16 protein-coding genes are annotated in these 15,994 nt (G+C 40.3%); 5 read left to right on the top strand and 11 right to left on the bottom strand.

What is annotated here, in order from left to right:
* Positions 1-230: 230 nt before the first annotated feature.
* Positions 231-515, top strand: a complete 285-nt coding sequence (locus MKY20_RS18050; RefSeq protein ID WP_009334626.1) for a hypothetical protein — start codon at positions 231-233, stop codon at positions 513-515.
* A gap of 55 nt (positions 516-570) precedes the next feature.
* On the opposite strand, the gene MKY20_RS18045 is transcribed toward MKY20_RS18050, so the two are convergent.
* The 5 genes from MKY20_RS18045 to MKY20_RS18025 all read right to left on the bottom strand — a co-directional run bounded on the left by MKY20_RS18045 (position 571) and on the right by MKY20_RS18025 (position 5,540).
* Positions 571-1,227: a spore coat protein gene (locus MKY20_RS18045; RefSeq protein WP_019379943.1), complete on the bottom strand. Its 657-nt coding sequence runs from the start codon at positions 1,225-1,227 to the stop codon at positions 571-573.
* A 223-nt stretch (positions 1,228-1,450) separates the two neighbouring features.
* Positions 1,451-2,809 (bottom strand): IS1182 family transposase, encoded by a 1,359-nt coding sequence (locus MKY20_RS18040; protein WP_009336809.1) that lies wholly within the window; start codon positions 2,807-2,809, stop codon positions 1,451-1,453.
* A 115-nt stretch (positions 2,810-2,924) separates the two neighbouring features.
* Complete coding sequence (locus MKY20_RS18035) at positions 2,925-3,506, bottom strand: hypothetical protein (RefSeq protein WP_009334624.1); 582 nt, start codon at positions 3,504-3,506, stop codon at positions 2,925-2,927.
* Between the two features lie 22 nt (positions 3,507-3,528).
* Positions 3,529-4,920: a DEAD/DEAH box helicase gene (locus MKY20_RS18030; RefSeq protein ID WP_009334623.1), complete on the bottom strand. Its 1,392-nt coding sequence runs from the start codon at positions 4,918-4,920 to the stop codon at positions 3,529-3,531.
* 176 nt (positions 4,921-5,096) lie between these two features.
* Entirely contained in the window at positions 5,097-5,540 is a 444-nt protein-coding gene (locus MKY20_RS18025) for a YndM family protein (protein ID WP_009334622.1), read from the bottom strand.
* 206 nt (positions 5,541-5,746) lie between these two features.
* Here MKY20_RS18025 and MKY20_RS18020 point away from each other — a divergent pair, with 206 nt between their 5' ends.
* Positions 5,747-6,271, top strand: a complete 525-nt coding sequence (locus MKY20_RS18020; protein WP_009334621.1) for a ribonuclease H-like YkuK family protein — start codon at positions 5,747-5,749, stop codon at positions 6,269-6,271.
* Positions 6,272-6,317: 46 nt separating this feature from the next.
* Here MKY20_RS18020 and MKY20_RS18015 read toward each other — a convergent pair whose 3' ends face one another.
* Positions 6,318-6,779, bottom strand: a complete 462-nt coding sequence (locus MKY20_RS18015) for a CoxG family protein (protein ID WP_009334620.1) — start codon at positions 6,777-6,779, stop codon at positions 6,318-6,320.
* 86 nt (positions 6,780-6,865) lie between these two features.
* Complete coding sequence (locus MKY20_RS18010; protein WP_019379942.1) at positions 6,866-7,858, bottom strand: LLM class flavin-dependent oxidoreductase; 993 nt, start codon at positions 7,856-7,858, stop codon at positions 6,866-6,868.
* A 209-nt stretch (positions 7,859-8,067) separates the two neighbouring features.
* Here MKY20_RS18010 and MKY20_RS18005 point away from each other — a divergent pair, with 209 nt between their 5' ends.
* Positions 8,068-9,201 carry a zinc-dependent alcohol dehydrogenase gene (locus MKY20_RS18005; RefSeq protein ID WP_251267424.1) on the top strand — a complete coding sequence of 378 codons (1,134 nt, stop codon included), beginning with the start codon at positions 8,068-8,070 and terminating at the stop codon, positions 9,199-9,201.
* A gap of 45 nt (positions 9,202-9,246) precedes the next feature.
* On the opposite strand, the gene MKY20_RS18000 is transcribed toward MKY20_RS18005, so the two are convergent.
* The gene (locus MKY20_RS18000; protein WP_009334617.1) at positions 9,247-10,104 is read right to left on the bottom strand and encodes a deoxyribonuclease IV; all 858 of its coding nucleotides are present in this window, start codon (positions 10,102-10,104) and stop codon (positions 9,247-9,249) included.
* A gap of 3 nt (positions 10,105-10,107) precedes the next feature.
* On the bottom strand, positions 10,108-12,684 hold the full coding sequence (locus MKY20_RS17995; protein WP_251175501.1) for a DEAD/DEAH box helicase: 2,577 nt from the start codon (positions 12,682-12,684) through the stop codon (positions 10,108-10,110).
* Positions 12,685-12,891: 207 nt separating this feature from the next.
* On the opposite strand from MKY20_RS17995, the gene MKY20_RS17990 reads away from it, so the two are divergent.
* The gene (locus MKY20_RS17990; protein WP_009334615.1) at positions 12,892-13,425 is read left to right on the top strand and encodes a YceI family protein; all 534 of its coding nucleotides are present in this window, start codon (positions 12,892-12,894) and stop codon (positions 13,423-13,425) included.
* A 185-nt stretch (positions 13,426-13,610) separates the two neighbouring features.
* Here MKY20_RS17990 and dacB read toward each other — a convergent pair whose 3' ends face one another.
* Positions 13,611-15,095, bottom strand: coding sequence for a D-alanyl-D-alanine carboxypeptidase/D-alanyl-D-alanine endopeptidase (dacB, locus tag MKY20_RS17985; RefSeq protein ID WP_009334614.1), 1,485 nt, complete (start codon positions 15,093-15,095; stop codon positions 13,611-13,613).
* 261 nt (positions 15,096-15,356) lie between these two features.
* Between dacB and MKY20_RS17980 the strand changes: the two genes are divergently transcribed.
* Complete coding sequence (locus tag MKY20_RS17980) at positions 15,357-15,614, top strand: YpbS family protein (RefSeq protein WP_009334613.1); 258 nt, start codon at positions 15,357-15,359, stop codon at positions 15,612-15,614.
* A gap of 49 nt (positions 15,615-15,663) precedes the next feature.
* Here MKY20_RS17980 and MKY20_RS17975 read toward each other — a convergent pair whose 3' ends face one another.
* Entirely contained in the window at positions 15,664-15,981 is a 318-nt protein-coding gene (locus MKY20_RS17975) for an MGMT family protein (RefSeq protein WP_251175500.1), read from the bottom strand.
* Positions 15,982-15,994: the final 13 nt, after the last annotated feature.

Raw genomic sequence — 15,994 nt, 5'->3', positions numbered from 1 at the left:
ACTTTATGATAAAGGGTTTTCAGAAGGTTTTGTAGACATGAGTGTCATGTCCAAACCATGATAAATGTCATGGTTTGCAGAAAAAATTAAGATGAGATCCTATAAACAGGCTATAATTTTTATGTTTCCCTAAAAATTTTTTTATTTTATAGGATTATTTTGCCTTACACATGACTTCTAATTCCTTAGGACATCATGAAATTGATATTAAATTAAAAGGAGAGTTTTGTATGAATCAACACGGCAAAACAGATATCGATTCACCCATCCAAGCTTCAATTGAGCAGATTTGGCAGAATATATGCAGAGGCTGGGATCAATTCAATCAATCAGCCGTACTGGATTTCTTAAGTCAATGTGAGGAAAAAGGCATTGATTCCCAATTCGCAATGAGCTGGGTTGAGAAATATAAAGATAAGATTCCGGATTGGCAGGCGGTTTCCAGAGTGTCTCTTGATTGGATGAATCAGCATACAGCTGCTGGCTCTCCATTATCGAATGAGACCTTTAAATAACCACATATGCAAAAGAATGCAAGAGCCCCTTGGCATATTACCAAGGGGCTCTCTTTTAATGAGGAATATTAGAATTTGGCATTTGCCCTTGAGCAGCATTTGGCATTTGCCCCTGTGCAGGAGCATATGCATTTAACATTTGCTGCATATCCTGCTGTGTAAACTGAGGTACCTGGTAATAATGATGTTTGTTTTGATAAATCGAAAGTTCATAAGCCATCTCAATGCAATTTGGGACAGAATCAGCCAGTACTCTCCGGACAACTGGATTTGTTGTTTCGAGTGCAGCCATTGTTTTCATGGAAGCGGTCGATTTTAATGCTCCCAGAAGGCAGCCGGAAACTGTTTCTTCATTCATTTCGGAGACAGATTGGATTGGCTTTTTTGGCTGAGAAGGCTTTAAGCCATAAATAAAATCATTATCCTGGTTCATTTTATAGCTCTGTGTTGGTTTAGAAGGATCTTTACCTGTCTGGAAGCATTCCAGTGTAGTATTGTATTCCTCTTGCACAAATTGATATTGGCGGTCCATTATACCTGCCAGTTCCTGATCTTGTACGTGCTGCCGCAATAATGAGTATGTGTTTAAGGTGCCGACTGTACCTGATAAAACCTCTTGAACATCAAGAACTTCATGTGCTCCATGGTTGAGCTGCTGGGGTATATTTCCTGTATGCATATTTTGATGCATCTGGTTAGGCTGATTTTCCATTTCGATTCCTCCTTTTTTAATAACAATCTTTATCATGCAGATTTTTAAATAGAAATATCCATGGGATGGTAAAAAAAATAAATAAAAAAAAGCAGTTCGATTGAACTGCTTTCAGTTTGTAGACAAAAAGAGTTCGGAATAGTCTCATTCCGAACTCTTTTTTTGATTTTTTGTAGGACTTCAAGTAGTTACAGAGAATTGCAGACCTCTCCGAGGTTATCATTTAGGCCATTTCTGGACCTTGCCAAGTCCAGTTGGCCATTTTCTTCAAATTCATGGCAGCGAAAGTAAGCATCGCCTGCATCGACATTTTTTTAAGTCCCCTGAGGGTTGTCCAACGCATGCCATGCTTTTCTTTTGCATCTGCGAATACTCGTTCAATTGTTTCTTTGCGTTTTTCATAGATCGGTTTGACGTCTTGATGGTGGCGAAGATGATCTGCTTCTTCCACATGTTCCTCCCACACATGACGTTGAATCAGTTTTTGATGTGCTTGACTCTGTGTGCATTGAGACAAGAAAGGGCATCCAGCACAAATTCGAGGATCTGATTTATATTGACGATAGCCTTCCTTTGTAGTTGTAGTATATTTTAATATCTCACCAGTTGGGCAAATGTAACAGTCAAAATGCTCATCATAAACATACTCATGTTTTCTGAAGAAACCCTCTTTTGTGCGAGGTCGTGTGTAAGGTAAAGCAGGTGTGATGTCGTTTTTCAATAAGTAGCTCGTGATAGCAGGTGTTTTATAGGCTGCGTCTGCCGCAACAGCTTTTGGTTTACTAACTTTCTCAATGACTTGTTCTACCAATGGCTCTAAAATATGACTATCATGCGTGTTACCAGGGGTTACAATTGCGCCTAACACGAAGCCGTTGCGGTCTGCAGCCGCATGGAAAGAATAAGCGAACTGTTTTGTACGCTCATCTTTTACATAGTAGCCACTCTCTGGATCTGTTGTACTTTCCTTGATTTCTTTGTATTCTTCTTTATCAAACTTATCAGGTGGAAACGGCTTTTTTCCATGATCCTCGCGGTCTTGGTTAATCTCCTCTTGAAGGCGTTCTTGATAAGCACGGGTTTCTTTTCGAACAACTTTCTTTTCAAATTTGCGTTTATTTGCACTCGCTTTTACATGAGTAGAATCTACAAAAACGTGTTCAGCACTAATTAAATTCTTTTCAGCTGCGGTTTTTAAGATTCGGTAAAATATTTGTTCAAAGAGATCGGTGTCTTTAAATCGGCGCTCATAATTTTTACCGAAAGTTGAGAAGTGAGGAACTTTATCGTGAAAGCCATATCCTAAAAACCATCGATAAGCCATATTCGTTTTCAATTCTTCAATTGTTTGACGCATGGAGCGAATACCGAAGGTATATTGAATAAATGTGAGTTTAATTAATATTACAGGGTCAATACTTGGGCGGCCTTTTTCTGAATACTTATCTTTTACCAAGTCATAGATGAATGAGAAATTAATCGCCGCTTCAATTTTGCGGACCAAATGGTCCGCCGGTACAAGTTCGTCTAAAGCAACCATTTCAATTTGATCCCGTTGAATTGGATTATGTTTTGAAAGCATTTAAATCACCTCAAGCATTGTATTACTTCTATTTTAAAATAAAAAAGACTGCAGACAAGCACGATTTTCATCGAGTTTGTCGACAGTCTGAAAGCAGTTCGATTGAACTGCTTTTTTAGTTGACTTCCTCAATCGTTTCTGCCAGTAAGAATAGATATCTGTAAATTAGAATGTAAGCATCGTTTATGGTCATGTCTTCTTTAAAGCCCTCCAAGTCATCCAAAGCAAAATTGAGTTCCCATAACCCATCTTGCTGGTTAAACATTAGGTCAAATGTTGCTGAATCACCTTGTAATGTTCTTTTTAAATATGACCTTATTGTTTCTGCTTTCTTTTTAGGCAATTTAAGTCCAAGCATGACATCATAGGTTCGGAACAGATCATCGAATTCAAAAGAGATGGCGTCTGCACCAATAATCCCAAACCATTCAGACTCAAGGTACATAAACTCTTTAATATTTTTCACAAAATAATCAATAGGCTGGTTTAGAAATTCGGGTGTCTCCTGTGAGAGGACTTCTTCTGTTTCCTTGTTTCCTCTCTCTATATAAGCATTTGCAAAGCGGGTTTCAGGATTTTTGACTATTAAAGATTCAGCATTTGATAATAGCTGATGCTTTTCAGCAAATTCTTTTTCTTCTTTGTATATTTCGTTTCCTGGTTCCTTGAGATGGTTTTCAATCCGTTCTTTTAACATTTCGCTACTCCTTTAATTATGGTTACCTTCCGCGTCTTTTTGACCTATTACTCACAGATTTAGGCGCTGAAGTCTTCTTTTTTGATGGTGATTTACTGCGGTTTACATGACCAGCTGAATTCAATGGTTTTGAGTTTTTCCTTTGCCCTTTTCTGCCCTTTGCTGGGGAGGTTTTGCCTTCAGTCTTTTTTCTGTCTGCATCTTCCCGATTATCATTTTTCTTTCTTCCGGATGAAGCTGGGATTTTTTGCACTTGAGAGTTTTTTTCTGATGACCTGGAAGGCTTTTGCCTTTCCTGGCTATTGCCAAGGTTCTGCTTGGAGATCGTAATGTTCAGTCCTTTTTCAATTGCTTCAAGAAGCGGTTTGTCTGCGGATGAATAAAAAGTGATTGCCATCCCCTTCATGCCAGCCCTTCCCGTTCTTCCGATTCGGTGAACATAGCTTTCCGGATCCAGTGGAATATCATAATTAAATACATGTGTGACACCTTCCACATCAAGTCCCCTTGCTGCTACATCAGTTGCTACTAATAGCTGTAATTCGGCATCCCTGAATCGTTTCATCACTTGTTCCCGTTTGGACTGAGACAAATCTCCGTGAAGCTCATCACATTGGAAGCCATTTGATTTTAGTACGTCATTAAGCTTGCTGACCCTGCGTTTGGTCCGGCAAAAGATGACGGCTAAATAAGGTCTATGAGTTTGAATTAATTGCATGAGTGTGGCCTGCTTGGCACGGTCGATCGTATGTATGGCGATTTGCTTGACTGATTGTGCTGGCCCTTGTGTTTTTTCGATTTGCATATACTCTGGTTCTTTCATATGTTTCCTTGCCAGATTCCTGATCTCTGCTGGAATCGTTGCAGAAAATAACATGGTCTGCCTTTTGCCTGGTGTTTCTTTAATAATATCTTCCACTTCATCCAAAAAGCCAATATGGAGCATTTGATCGGCTTCATCCAATACTAAAAAATCTGCTTGTGATAAATCAATTGTTTTCCTCTTAATATGATCGAGAAGCCGGCCAGGCGTACCAACGACAATTTGAACCTTTTTCTTAAGCTTATTAAGCTGCTTGTCCACATCTTGGCCCCCATAAACGGCTAATACCTCTAAATCATCATCGCCTGCAGTCAGTTTTTGAACTTCATCTGTAATCTGCAGAGCTAATTCTCTTGTCGGTGTCACAATGAGAGCTTGAATATGGACAGCATCCGGGTCAAGCTTCTCAAGAATCGGCAGAATAAAGGCAAATGTTTTGCCAGTTCCAGTCTGTGCCTGTGCAATAATATCCCTGCCCTCCATCACGGCGGGTATTGCCTGCTCCTGAATAGGAGTTGGTTTTCCAATGCCATGGCTCAGCAATATATTTGTTAGTTTTTTTGAAATACCCAGTGTTAAAAAATCCTGCAAATAATTCCCTGCTTTCTTCACTTTCTTTATTAGAGGCTCAGGTGAAGTTTTAAAGAAATTTCACCCTTATTAATATTGGATGTTTGATGGCAAAATAGCAAGGTATTCTTATTCTGTTTTAAAAAACCCAATACCGACGGATAAGTCTGCATTGGGTTTAGTTGCTTATTATTCAGTCAATCCCAGTCCCTTGTTGGCTCTTTTTCTTCGGCCATTTCCATTCCATACGCCAGACGCGGATTCAAGGCCGCTTCTTTGCGATTTTCCTCCTGGCTGACATCGGCCCCTTTCTGCAGATAGCGGTGCACAAAGACTTCGGAAAGAGTGATAATTCCTGCTGCAATGACACTTCCCCACGCTATTTGCAAGTAACTGTTAAGCAATACACTCCCAAAAACCCATACAGATGCATAAACCAGGAAAAAGTCAGCAATGAGGGCATTCCGGTTTCCCAGGCGGGGGAGAATAATCCGATCACCAAGCATATATGACATAACCGTTACCAGCAGGCTGAAAGAAACAATATCGGCAAATGCTGCATCGAAAAATAAATCAAGTGCTATGGCAAAAGCAATCATGCTTGATACAAATTTAAGTACAAAAATTAATGTTTTATTCATATGTGATCCTCCTTTGCCCATAGTTTTTATCAATCTGCGCATTCCCATTCATCCAGCCTTTAAACAATGCTAAGTATAATTTTTTCAAAAAATAAACAACTTGTTCGGAGCCTCTCAATATAATGGTAGTAAAAGTCTAACATCTTAAGTTAAAGGTTGTGGAAGAGTGTTACTCCCAGACAAATTACTTAATGTGGTGATAATAAGTGAGTGCTGAATATAAATTTCAAAATCTCCAGGAGCGCAATTTGACGTTTGAGCAGGTATTCGATCGTATTTTACTTTTTATGAGGCGAAATCCTGATGGGAACTTCCGTTTAATGATTGGGACTGATTCACAGGTTCATTGCAATCGAACAGTGTTCATAACCGGAATAGTTATTCAAAATGAACGGAAGGGCGCCTGGGCATGTATTAGGAAAACCATCATTCCAAGGAAAATGGTGCATCTGCATGAGAGAATCTCATTTGAAACCTCGCTGACGGAAGAAGTCGTCTCTTTATTTACTGAGGAATGCAAAGATAAAATGTTTGATATCGTACTTCCATTTCTTTATAAAGGCGGTTCCTTCTCCATGGAAGGACATATGGATATCGGTTCTGGGAAAAGGAATAAGACCAGGGAATTTGTAAGTGAAATGGTATCGAGAATAGAATCGATCGGTCTCGAGCCAAAAATTAAGCCGGAAGCATTCGTTGCATCCAGCTATGCCAATCGATATACGAAATAAGGAAAAAAGAACTCAAGTTAATGAGTTCTTTGCATTGCACTTAAAACTATACGCCTGCATGCTCTTTATAATTCTGTTCCAGCTTCAAAGCAACAGCTTCTGTAAGCTCAGCAGTAATTTCCGGAAGAGATGTATTAAGCAATGAATTGGCCACTTTAGCCATCATACCCTCAGCGGTAATTTGAAGAGCGCCTGTCATCAAGTTAGTATTATTCCTTCCTTTGGAAGCAAGAAAATACCCATCGCCGGTAAATTTCTCATTAAGCCCTGTTAATTGAAAGGTTACCTTGGTTGGTTCCTGCCAGCTTGTTATATCCACCTTCAATTCGATTTTTTTCTTAATGATCCCCATATCGCTTTTAAAGCTCCAGGTAGACTCTTTTTCACTTAGTACCTCATGTGTAATATAACCGGGTACTAAGGGAGCCCAGTTTCCAATATTACTGACAAAATTCCATATTGCCGTTATTGGAACGTTCACTTCTGCCTGATGTGTGCAGCTTGCCATTTTTACCGCCCCTTTTGAAAAATTTCATAGTTGGTTTCCATGAATATGTATTCAAATTTATAGGGCAAGATTCATTAATTTTATATTTATTTGATCAATTCTTTGGCGATCAATTCATATGAACGCAAACGGTCCTCATAACGGTGAACAATGGTAACAATCATAATCTCATCTGCTTGGTACCGCTGCTTCATATCTTTCAGCTGCTCGGAGACTTCTTTCGGATTTCCAATAATAACGCGGTTTCTATTGTTAAATGGCTCCACATCCAGGCTGCGGAAATAGTGTTTTGCTTCTTCAATCGAAGGAATCCCCTCATTGCGTACCCTGCTTTCTGCTCTTATCTTCCAAAGCATACTGCTGAGTGCCAGCTCCTTAGCTTCCTGTGTTGAGTCAGCGCATATAGCAGAGACTGTTAAAATGACTTTTGGTTTCTGTATAATTCCCCTTTCAATGAAGTTTTCCCTATATTGTTTTATGATGTCGTCCCCATCTTTTTCACTCATGAATTGGCCAAATGCATAAGCAGTTCCAGACTCAGCAGCCATTAAAGCACTTTTCCTGCTTGTTCCCAATAACCATGGTTCCGGGCTAATTGCAGGTAGAGGTGAAGCGGATATTTTAGCAAACATGTGATCCTCAGGAAAATGATTATATAAAAATTGAAGAAGTTCCATCACCTTATCCGGCATTTTGCGGACACCTTCCAAGAAATTATCGGAAAGTGCCATAGACGCTTCTGCTGATCCTCCTGGTGCCCTTCCGATTCCCAGATCCACTCTGTTAGGAAATAATGTAGCAAGCATATTGAACGACTCCGCAATTTTGTATGGTTTATAATGCGGCAGCAATATGGCACCTGCACCAATCCGTATATTTTTTGTTTTAGCACCGATATAGCTCAACATGATTTCAGGAGCTGAACAGGCAAAGCCTGATAAATCATGATGTTCTGCAATCCAATATCTTGTGTAGCCCAGCCTCTCTGCTGACTGTGCCAGCTGTACAGAGGCTTCCAATGCTTCTTTGGGTGAATATCCCGATGAAATGGGAGCCTGATCCAAAATGCTTATTTTCAAGGTTTATCCCCTCTTTCAAATGTGCTTGTTTCCTAAGACTGCGGCCATTTTAAAATGTAAAACGAATAATAAAATGCTGATGAGTGAAACTTATATTATGGCCTCTTTGTATAAGATGAATCTTTAAAAAGTATAACAAACCAAATTTTCTTTATCGTTTTATTGATATTTTATACTGCTAAAAAATCTTAATTAATGGAGTGTTGAATATGAAGGCGGTCACCTATCAGGGCCCTAATCGTGTAGCTGTTACCAATGTGGATGACCCTAAGCTAGAAAAGAAAGATGATATTATCGTTAAAATTACATCCACAGCGATCTGCGGTTCTGACCTGCATTTATATCAGGGCAACATGCCTCTTCCAGAGGGTTATATTATTGGCCATGAACCAATGGGCATTGTGGAGGAAACAGGACCGGATGTAACAAAAGTAAAGAAAGGGGACAGAGTCGTAATCCCTTTCAATGTATCCTGCGGCCAGTGCATTTATTGTCAGCAGAATCAAACCAGCCAATGTGATAATTCCAACCCCCATTATGATTCAGGGGGATACTTTGGATACACAGAGAAATTCGGAAATCATCCAGGCGGGCAGGCGGAATATTTAAAAGTCCCTTTTGGCAATTATACGCCGTTTCTGGTTCCTGAATCCTGTGAATTGGAAGATGAATCTCTATTATTTTTGTCAGATGTACTTCCGACTGCCTATTGGAGTGTTGTTAACGCCGGTGTTAAAAAGGGTGATACAGTAATTGTCCTTGGCTGTGGCCCTGTTGGGTTAATGGCGCAGAAGTTTGCATGGATGGAAGGCGCGGAGCGTGTTATTGCAGTTGATTACCTTGATTATCGGATCAATCACGCAAAGGCAGCAAACAAAGTGGAAGTCTTCGAGTTCACCAAATATCCTGATATGGGGGAGCATTTAAAGGAAATTACCCATGGAGGCGCTGATGTAATAATCGATTGTGTAGGCATGGACGGGAAAAAGTCGCCCCTTGAGTTTATAGAGCAAAAATTAAAGCTTCAAGGCGGCACTCTTGGTCCCATTCAAATTGCGACAAAGGCTGTAAGAAAAACAGGAACAGTCCAAATAACCGGTGTCTATGGAGCAAACTATAATATGTTCCCTCTCGGTGCCTTCTTCACCAGAAACATTACACTTAAGATGGGACAGGCACCTGTCATACCATTTTTGCCAATGCTCTATGAGAAAATTGTTAATAAAGAATTTGATCCGAAAGACATTATTACTCATAAGATTAACCTGGAAGAGGCGAGCCATGGCTACAAAATTTTCAATGGACATGAGGACGACTGCATCAAGGTAGTATTAAAGCCTTAATTGACACGACTAAAAAGCCTGCTGTATAATAGCAGGCTTTTTTAGTCATGGCTGTTTTCCCCATCTTTTAATTAGAAGTTCAACTTCTTCATGATGTTCAATTCCTTCACCAGAAGGTGTTTCCAGAATTAATGGCAATCTTTGAAATGGTTCGGTATTGACAACCTGATCAAATTGTTTCGCAGTAATATGACCTTTGTTAAATATATTGGCATGTCTGTCTTTACCTGAGCCTGCAGGATATTTGGAGTTATTTAAGTGAATGGCTTTAAGATGATTGAAATAGCCCAACTCTTCCCCTTTTTTAAGAAAATCATTTAGATTTTCTCCATTCCAGAGATTGCTGGCAAAGGCATGGCAAGTATCCAGACAAAAACCAATCTGATCCCGGTGTTCACACAGGCTCCGAACCTGAACAAGCTCCTCCATCGTTGTACCCATTGACCCGGGGTGGCCAGCAGTGTTTTCAAGCAGGATCAAGCAAGGGTCTTCCCAGTGAGAGAGGATTTGATTAAGCATCTCGATCATTAAATGATATCCTGCAAGCGGATCCTTTTTGTTGATTGGGTTTCCGAAATGTACAACCACTCCTGCCGAGCCACAGGCACTGGCAATTTCCAGATCATTCAGCAAAGACTTAATCGTCAGCTCTTGCTTCTCCGGCTGCGGTGTGAGGCTGGTTGGATATGGAGTATGTGCAATCGAAAAGATTTCATGCTCTTTGCAAAACGCCCTGCAAAGAGCTGCATCCTCCCGATTAAAATCCTTTACACTCAAGCTTCTTGGATTCTTCGGAAAGTACTGAAAGGCAGAAGCATTCATGGCCTTTGCAGCTTTTGCAGCTCCTAAATATCCTTCCCTTATGCTTACGTGACAGCCAAATAACATCCTGATCCCATCCATTCATTACCTTCTATAATAATTATATCTTCTCCTTGAACGTGAAGAATGACATTCATCACAGATTTGATATTCGTGTTCCCAGGGCAGTTTTTTGCCGCACTTTCTGCATTTTCTTGAGAGCTCTTTTATATCGGTTTTTAGTCTTTCGTGAACATGATCGCTGATTTCTTCCCTTAATCTTTCCCAATATAACGCTTCTGTTCTCTGCTCAAGACGATACAGGAACAGCAAATGCAGGCCTATTGCTTTATAAGTCAATTCCAGCTCTTCCAGATTACGGTTCTTAATTCTGGGCTCTGGAAGCTCCTCGCCATCAATAATGGCATACATGGTCTCTTCCCATTGACGGACAAGATCATGTTCTTTTTTTGAGAATGGCAGATGGAGAAAACCATACAGGTCCATTAGTCCAAGCTTTGCTTCAATTTCTGTTCCGCGTATCCTTTCATATAGGTCTCTCTCCTCTGTTAATGCCGCTTTTTTGGTTCCTCTGGGGCTCTCAAACTTATCCCAAAGCTCAAAGAATGATCCGAGATCGCGGTAATACCTTTGGAATCTTTCAAATACTGTATTTGTTGGGGCTATGGCAAAGCTGTGGACCGGGGCATCCTCCATTTCAAGCAAGGCCTTCATTCTTTTGATATCTTTTGTAAAAGCAACTTTTCCAATGTTATAAAGCCCTTTTCGCCCTGCCCTTCCAGCAATTTGCTTAACCTCCTGTGAAGTAAGGGTTCTCCTTTTCGTTCCGTCAAACTTATCATTTTCCAAAAAAACAATTCTCCGGATAGGCAGGTTGAGTCCCATCCCAATGGCATCAGTGGATACGATGACGGAAGTTTCTCCCTTTGTAAAACGCTGGACTTGTTTTTTTCTGGTTTCAGGAGGCATCGCTCCATAAATCATGCTTACTGAGTGCCCTTCCTGCTGAAGCCTTGAGGCAGTTTCAAGCACTCTCTTTCTTGAAAAACAGATGAGTGCATCGCCTTTTCGTACATGACTGAATTTGAATTCCTTTGCTTCGACTTCAAGAGGTATATCCCGGCTGTATTCATTCAATTCAATATCTGCTTCGCCAAGAAGCTGGAGCATCATGCTTTTAGCGCTGCGGCTGCCAATGATATGGACTTCATTTGCATTTGCCTTGGTAATGGCTTTATACCAAGAGAAGCCTCTGTCCTTATCCGTGATCATTTGGGCTTCATCAATGACAATGACGTCGTAATAGTCCTTTTCGTAGAACATTTCAACCGTGCTGGAAAGATGCTCAGAACCGGCAACTGCCTTTTCCTCTTCACCGGTTTTCAAAGAACAGGGTATACCTTCGCGGTTCAGTTTATCATATACTTCCAGTGCCAACAGCCTTAAAGGTGCCAGATACATGCCGCTTTGGGCTGATTTCATTCCTTCAAGGGCATGATGTGTTTTCCCTGTATTGGTTTCACCAATATGAAGTACATACCTTTTGGCCCGTTCCACAGAGGGGCTGTATTCCTGCCCGAATATATATTCGAGCATGCGTTCCTCTTCTTCTTTCTTCCGCTGCTGCTCAGCCAATTCTTCTGCTATTTTTCTTTCTCTGTCAGCAATATCCTTCTCGAGCAGATCTTTATGGACTTCAGGGTCAAACGGTATATCCGCAAGCCTCAGCAGATCTTCAATATATTCCTCCTGAATGCTTTCAAAAAAGCTTTCATCAAGATCCTGAAGGGTATGGGCCATTAACTTCTTCACCGACTTACCGGTCAGCGGTTTCTGATAAGCGTCTTCATATTCCTCGAATAAATGATGCGGAAGGTTCTGCAGGACGAGCGATTGCAGAGAATCGGACAGATATCCTGATATATGGTTCTTATAGACATAGTAATAGGCTTCATATTCAAAGTAACCTTTACCTCCATACAATGCTTTATGGATATTTCCTGTCAGCTCATCAAGGAATTCCCCCATTACAGTATAATCACCTGCATCAAAGCTGCCTGTCTCTTCAAGCTTTTCCTCCAGAGCAAAGGTATCCGCTTTTTGATATCTTATCTTGTTTCTAAAATCGGAAACCAGCTGCTTTGAAGCCATATGTCTGACATGAAGATAAAGAAGGCTATAATCTCTTTCAATAATTTCATCAATATTCTTTTCAATATCTTCGCGGATTCGATACTTCTTTCGCTGAAGCAGCTCCTCTTCTGCTTTATGCAGATAATGAGCCCGTGCATTCTCATAGCGCCCAGCCCATGCTTCATTATTGTTTTCAAAGAGGTCATTAAGCCAGTCCAAACTGTTAAAAGGCTGATAATCCCTCATTTCAGTCCGGAATAAGTGATTGATTATTTTCCTGTCAACATTTTCGGTGTCGTACCCTTTTTCACTTAGATATTTCTTTTTTTCATGCTTGGATATTTTGGCAGTGATTTTATTCAGCCATACATTTACCCAGATTTGATCGATATAATGAAATCTTTCAGAAAGATATTCCTTATAGGAGGGCATCGACTCTTTACTGCCCAGATAGCGGTCGGCATCCTCCAGGATTTTTATTTTTGTATGCTCTGCAGCATTATTGTAAATCTGTTCAAGCTGATTCATGGTTCGTTCCCCTTTAAACATCACTAAACCGTAATGTAATGATTATGACTTAGGTTATGTATGATATTGATAATTTAAGTAGTCTTCATTTTACCATCTTTTGAAAAAATATCATTGACATAAAACTTAAACCGGCATATAATTTATCTAGAATTAAAATATCTTGAATTCAAAACAAATGAATTCGAACTATTGGAGGAGAAAAATATGGCTAAAACAAAATGGGCAGTTGATCCTGCGCACAGCAGTGTGGATTTTTCTATCAAGCATATGATGATCGCAAACGTGAAAGGCAGCTTTAATAGCTTTGATGCAGAAATAACTGCAGATCCTGCAGATTTAACAACTGCTGATATTACATTCAATGTTTCACTTTCAAGTGTTGATACACGCAATGAAGATCGTGACAACCACCTGCGTTCTGCGGACTTCTTTGATGTTGAGAACCACCCGAAAATGACCTTTAAATCAACAAGCATTGTAAGCAAGGGTGATGATGAATATGATGTTACCGGCGATCTTACAATTCATGGTGCAACAAAAACAGAAACCTTCACTGTGACATATGAAGGATCAGGCAAAGATCCATGGGGTAATGAAAAAGTCGGCTTTACTGCTGCTGGAGCAATCAAACGAAGCGATTATGGCTTAACCTGGAATTCAGCCCTAGAAACAGGCGGAGTACTTGTTGGAGATAAAGTGAAAATTGACCTGCAGATACAGGCAGCAAAAGCAGAATAAGACAGAAAAAGGGCAGGTAAACCGGCGAAATGGTAACCTGCCCTTTTTCTTAATAGTTAAGAATGTGCAAATTCTGAAGTTAGATAATTGTCTCGGCTCCCGGGTCTAAGCGTGTCTAGTTTCGGGCTCTTAAAAGCTTGAGGTCATAAGCCGGTAGGCGGACGGCTTCAGCTTTTCTATACTGTTTATTGATCGGCTAATAACGTGGCAATTTTGTCTTCTATAACCTTACCTTGACCGCCATCAGTTAAGTTATTCAGAATAACAGAAAAGATAAGTTCTTCCCCGCTGGCCGTCTTAACATATCCTGATAATGAACTGACTGTTGAGATGGAACCTGTTTTTGCTTTGACATTTCCGTCGGCATTGGTGTTTTTCATGCGATTTCTAAGAGTTCCCCCCACCATCCGGTCTGTATTGCCGGCAATCGGCAATGAGTTCAAATAGGAGCTGAACCATTCTTCGTCCTGGACTTCGAAAAGAAGTTTTGAGATTTCATTTGCCGGAATTAAGTTTACATGTGAGATTCCGGAACCGTCCCGGAGCACGAGGGTTTCCTTATTCATTCCAAGGGCTTCAGCTTGTTCTTCTAATACCTCGAGCCCTTTTTCCCAGCTGCCTTCTCCTTTTACAGCTTTGCCCATTTCCTTGATTAATGTTTCCGCATGGCCGTTATTGCTTAATTTCATAAATGGTATGAGCAAATCTTTGATAGGCATGGATTTATGCTCAGCAAATAGTTTTGCGCCTTCTGGAGCAGTGCCAGCTTCTGTTTTCCCTTTGATTTTAATGCCTTGTTCAGCGAGAGAGCGCTTCAATAGATCCAATGCGTAGCCAGTAGGCTCCCATACAGCGATCCATTCCCTTGAACGGCTGCCTTCAACTGGAATTTCTCCTTCAATTGTAACTGTGTTCGTACCGTGATCTCTTTCAATATGGATATCCTTCTTTTCGTCTTTAGAGACGGTTTTAGCCTTATTGACGATCTTTATGTAATCTGTTTCCGGCTCCATTTTTACAATCGGTTCCTGCCCGGCTTTTTCTCCGGGATAAACCTCTACAATTACTGTGCCTGCGTCATAGTCCTCGTTGGGGGAGGCTGTAAGTGCCGAAACTTGTCCGCCATAATACCATGATTCATCGCTCCATGATAGATCGGTGGAATAGCGTATATCATCATACCACGTGTCATCACCGATCAGGCTGCCATGAATAACTTTAATGCCTGCTTCTTTTACTTTAACGGCAAATGAATCAAAATCCTTCTTTAAAAGGGTTGGGTCTCCTTTTCCTTTTAAGATCAAGTCACCTTGAAGTGTCTTTCCCTTTATTGAACCTGTATGAAGAAGTTCTGTTGTGAACTGATAATTTTCTCCCAATGTTTCTAGAGCCGCTGCTGCTGTCAGAAGCTTCATATTAGAAGCCGGTCTTAAACGTATATCCCCGATATGGTCGTATACCAGCTCGCCTGTTTCTGCATTGCGGATACTGACTCCTGCAAGCCCCCCCTGAAGAATTGGATCATTATTAAGCATTTGGTTTAACTGCTGTACAAGTTCGCTGCCTTCTTCCGTTGCTTGGACTTGAGGCGATTCAGGCTGAGCAAAAGGAACAAGTGCCAGCATAAATACCAGCAATAAACTGATATTTATTTTTACACTCTTTTTCATATGTATTAAACCACCTTCCATTTTTGTTTCTTAACCTTTTCTCCTTAGAAAGGTGTGTTTCCTTTATTTCCATAATGAGGAAAAAGAATCAATTTTTAATTTACTTAACTATTTTATTCTCCACTGCAGAAGTTATGAGGACTGGCTATTATTTCTAATTTTTTCTAAAATAAATATTATGCTACTAAGAAGATTTATTCTTAAAATGGTATTAGAAAATGGTATGATAAAAGCAGGTGAATTTTTTAAGGGGTGGAAAGTATGAGTGTACATAAAGCAATTTCAGAACATGTAGGAAAGCAGAATAAGATTATAACGAAATTTGCTGCCCTGGAACAGCAGCGCGAATACTATATTGAGCAAGCATTGGATCTATGCAGGCGAGGACTTCCTTTTTCTGCGGATAAGATAAATGAAGTAACTGCTGAAATCAATGAACTTTCTAAACAGGGAATTATACCTGCTAGAAAGTATGTAACAATTGAGATGATTGAGGAATATGCATCAAAGACAAAATAGGTATTTATGATCATAAAGAAGCGTGACTTCTAATTGAATGCACGCTTCTTTATTTTTGCTGTGAGGATTCGTGGGCAAATTCCTGCAAATCAAGTCTTTTATTTATATTAAAATGTATCCCCTCATTTTCTAATAGTTCTCTCTGAATGTCATGCAAATCTCCGTCTTTAAACCCAATTTCCCCTTTCCCATTCACAACCCGATGCCACGGAAGCTGATGCTTTTCACTTTGGGTATGAAGGATCCGGACCACCTGTCTAGCTCCTCGGGGGCTCCCGGCCAGCCTTGCGATTTGCCCGTATGTCATGACTTTTCCTCTTGGGATGTTTTTAATGATTTTTATAACTTTTTCTGTGAATGCCTGCACATGATTGCTCCTT

Origin of the sequence: Cytobacillus sp. FSL W8-0315 (assembly GCF_038002905.1) — a bacterium.
Taxonomy (GTDB): domain Bacteria; phylum Bacillota; class Bacilli; order Bacillales; family Cytobacillaceae; genus Cytobacillus; species Cytobacillus pseudoceanisediminis.
The sequence above is the reverse complement of the archived record's forward strand: the minus strand, read 5'-3'. Positions and strand labels throughout refer to the sequence as shown.

Excerpts from the sequence above, each read along its gene's own strand:
- MKY20_RS18005 (WP_251267424.1), top strand. The coding sequence starts at position 8,068 with ATGAAGGCGGTCACCTATCAGGGCCCTAATCGTGTAGCTGTTACCAAT.
- dacB (WP_009334614.1), bottom strand. The coding sequence starts at position 15,095 with ATGAAAAAGAGTGTAAAAATAAATATCAGTTTATTGCTGGTATTTATG.
- MKY20_RS18050 (WP_009334626.1), top strand. The coding sequence starts at position 231 with ATGAATCAACACGGCAAAACAGATATCGATTCACCCATCCAAGCTTCA.
- MKY20_RS17995 (WP_251175501.1), bottom strand. The coding sequence starts at position 12,684 with ATGAATCAGCTTGAACAGATTTACAATAATGCTGCAGAGCATACAAAA.
- MKY20_RS18015 (WP_009334620.1), bottom strand. The coding sequence starts at position 6,779 with ATGGCAAGCTGCACACATCAGGCAGAAGTGAACGTTCCAATAACGGCA.
- MKY20_RS18045 (WP_019379943.1), bottom strand. The coding sequence starts at position 1,227 with ATGGAAAATCAGCCTAACCAGATGCATCAAAATATGCATACAGGAAAT.
- MKY20_RS17990 (WP_009334615.1), top strand. The coding sequence starts at position 12,892 with ATGGCTAAAACAAAATGGGCAGTTGATCCTGCGCACAGCAGTGTGGAT.
- MKY20_RS18035 (WP_009334624.1), bottom strand. The coding sequence starts at position 3,506 with ATGTTAAAAGAACGGATTGAAAACCATCTCAAGGAACCAGGAAACGAA.
- MKY20_RS18025 (WP_009334622.1), bottom strand. The coding sequence starts at position 5,540 with ATGAATAAAACATTAATTTTTGTACTTAAATTTGTATCAAGCATGATT.
- MKY20_RS18000 (WP_009334617.1), bottom strand. The coding sequence starts at position 10,104 with ATGGATGGGATCAGGATGTTATTTGGCTGTCACGTAAGCATAAGGGAA.
- MKY20_RS17980 (WP_009334613.1), top strand. The coding sequence starts at position 15,357 with ATGAGTGTACATAAAGCAATTTCAGAACATGTAGGAAAGCAGAATAAG.
- MKY20_RS18040 (WP_009336809.1), bottom strand. The coding sequence starts at position 2,809 with ATGCTTTCAAAACATAATCCAATTCAACGGGATCAAATTGAAATGGTT.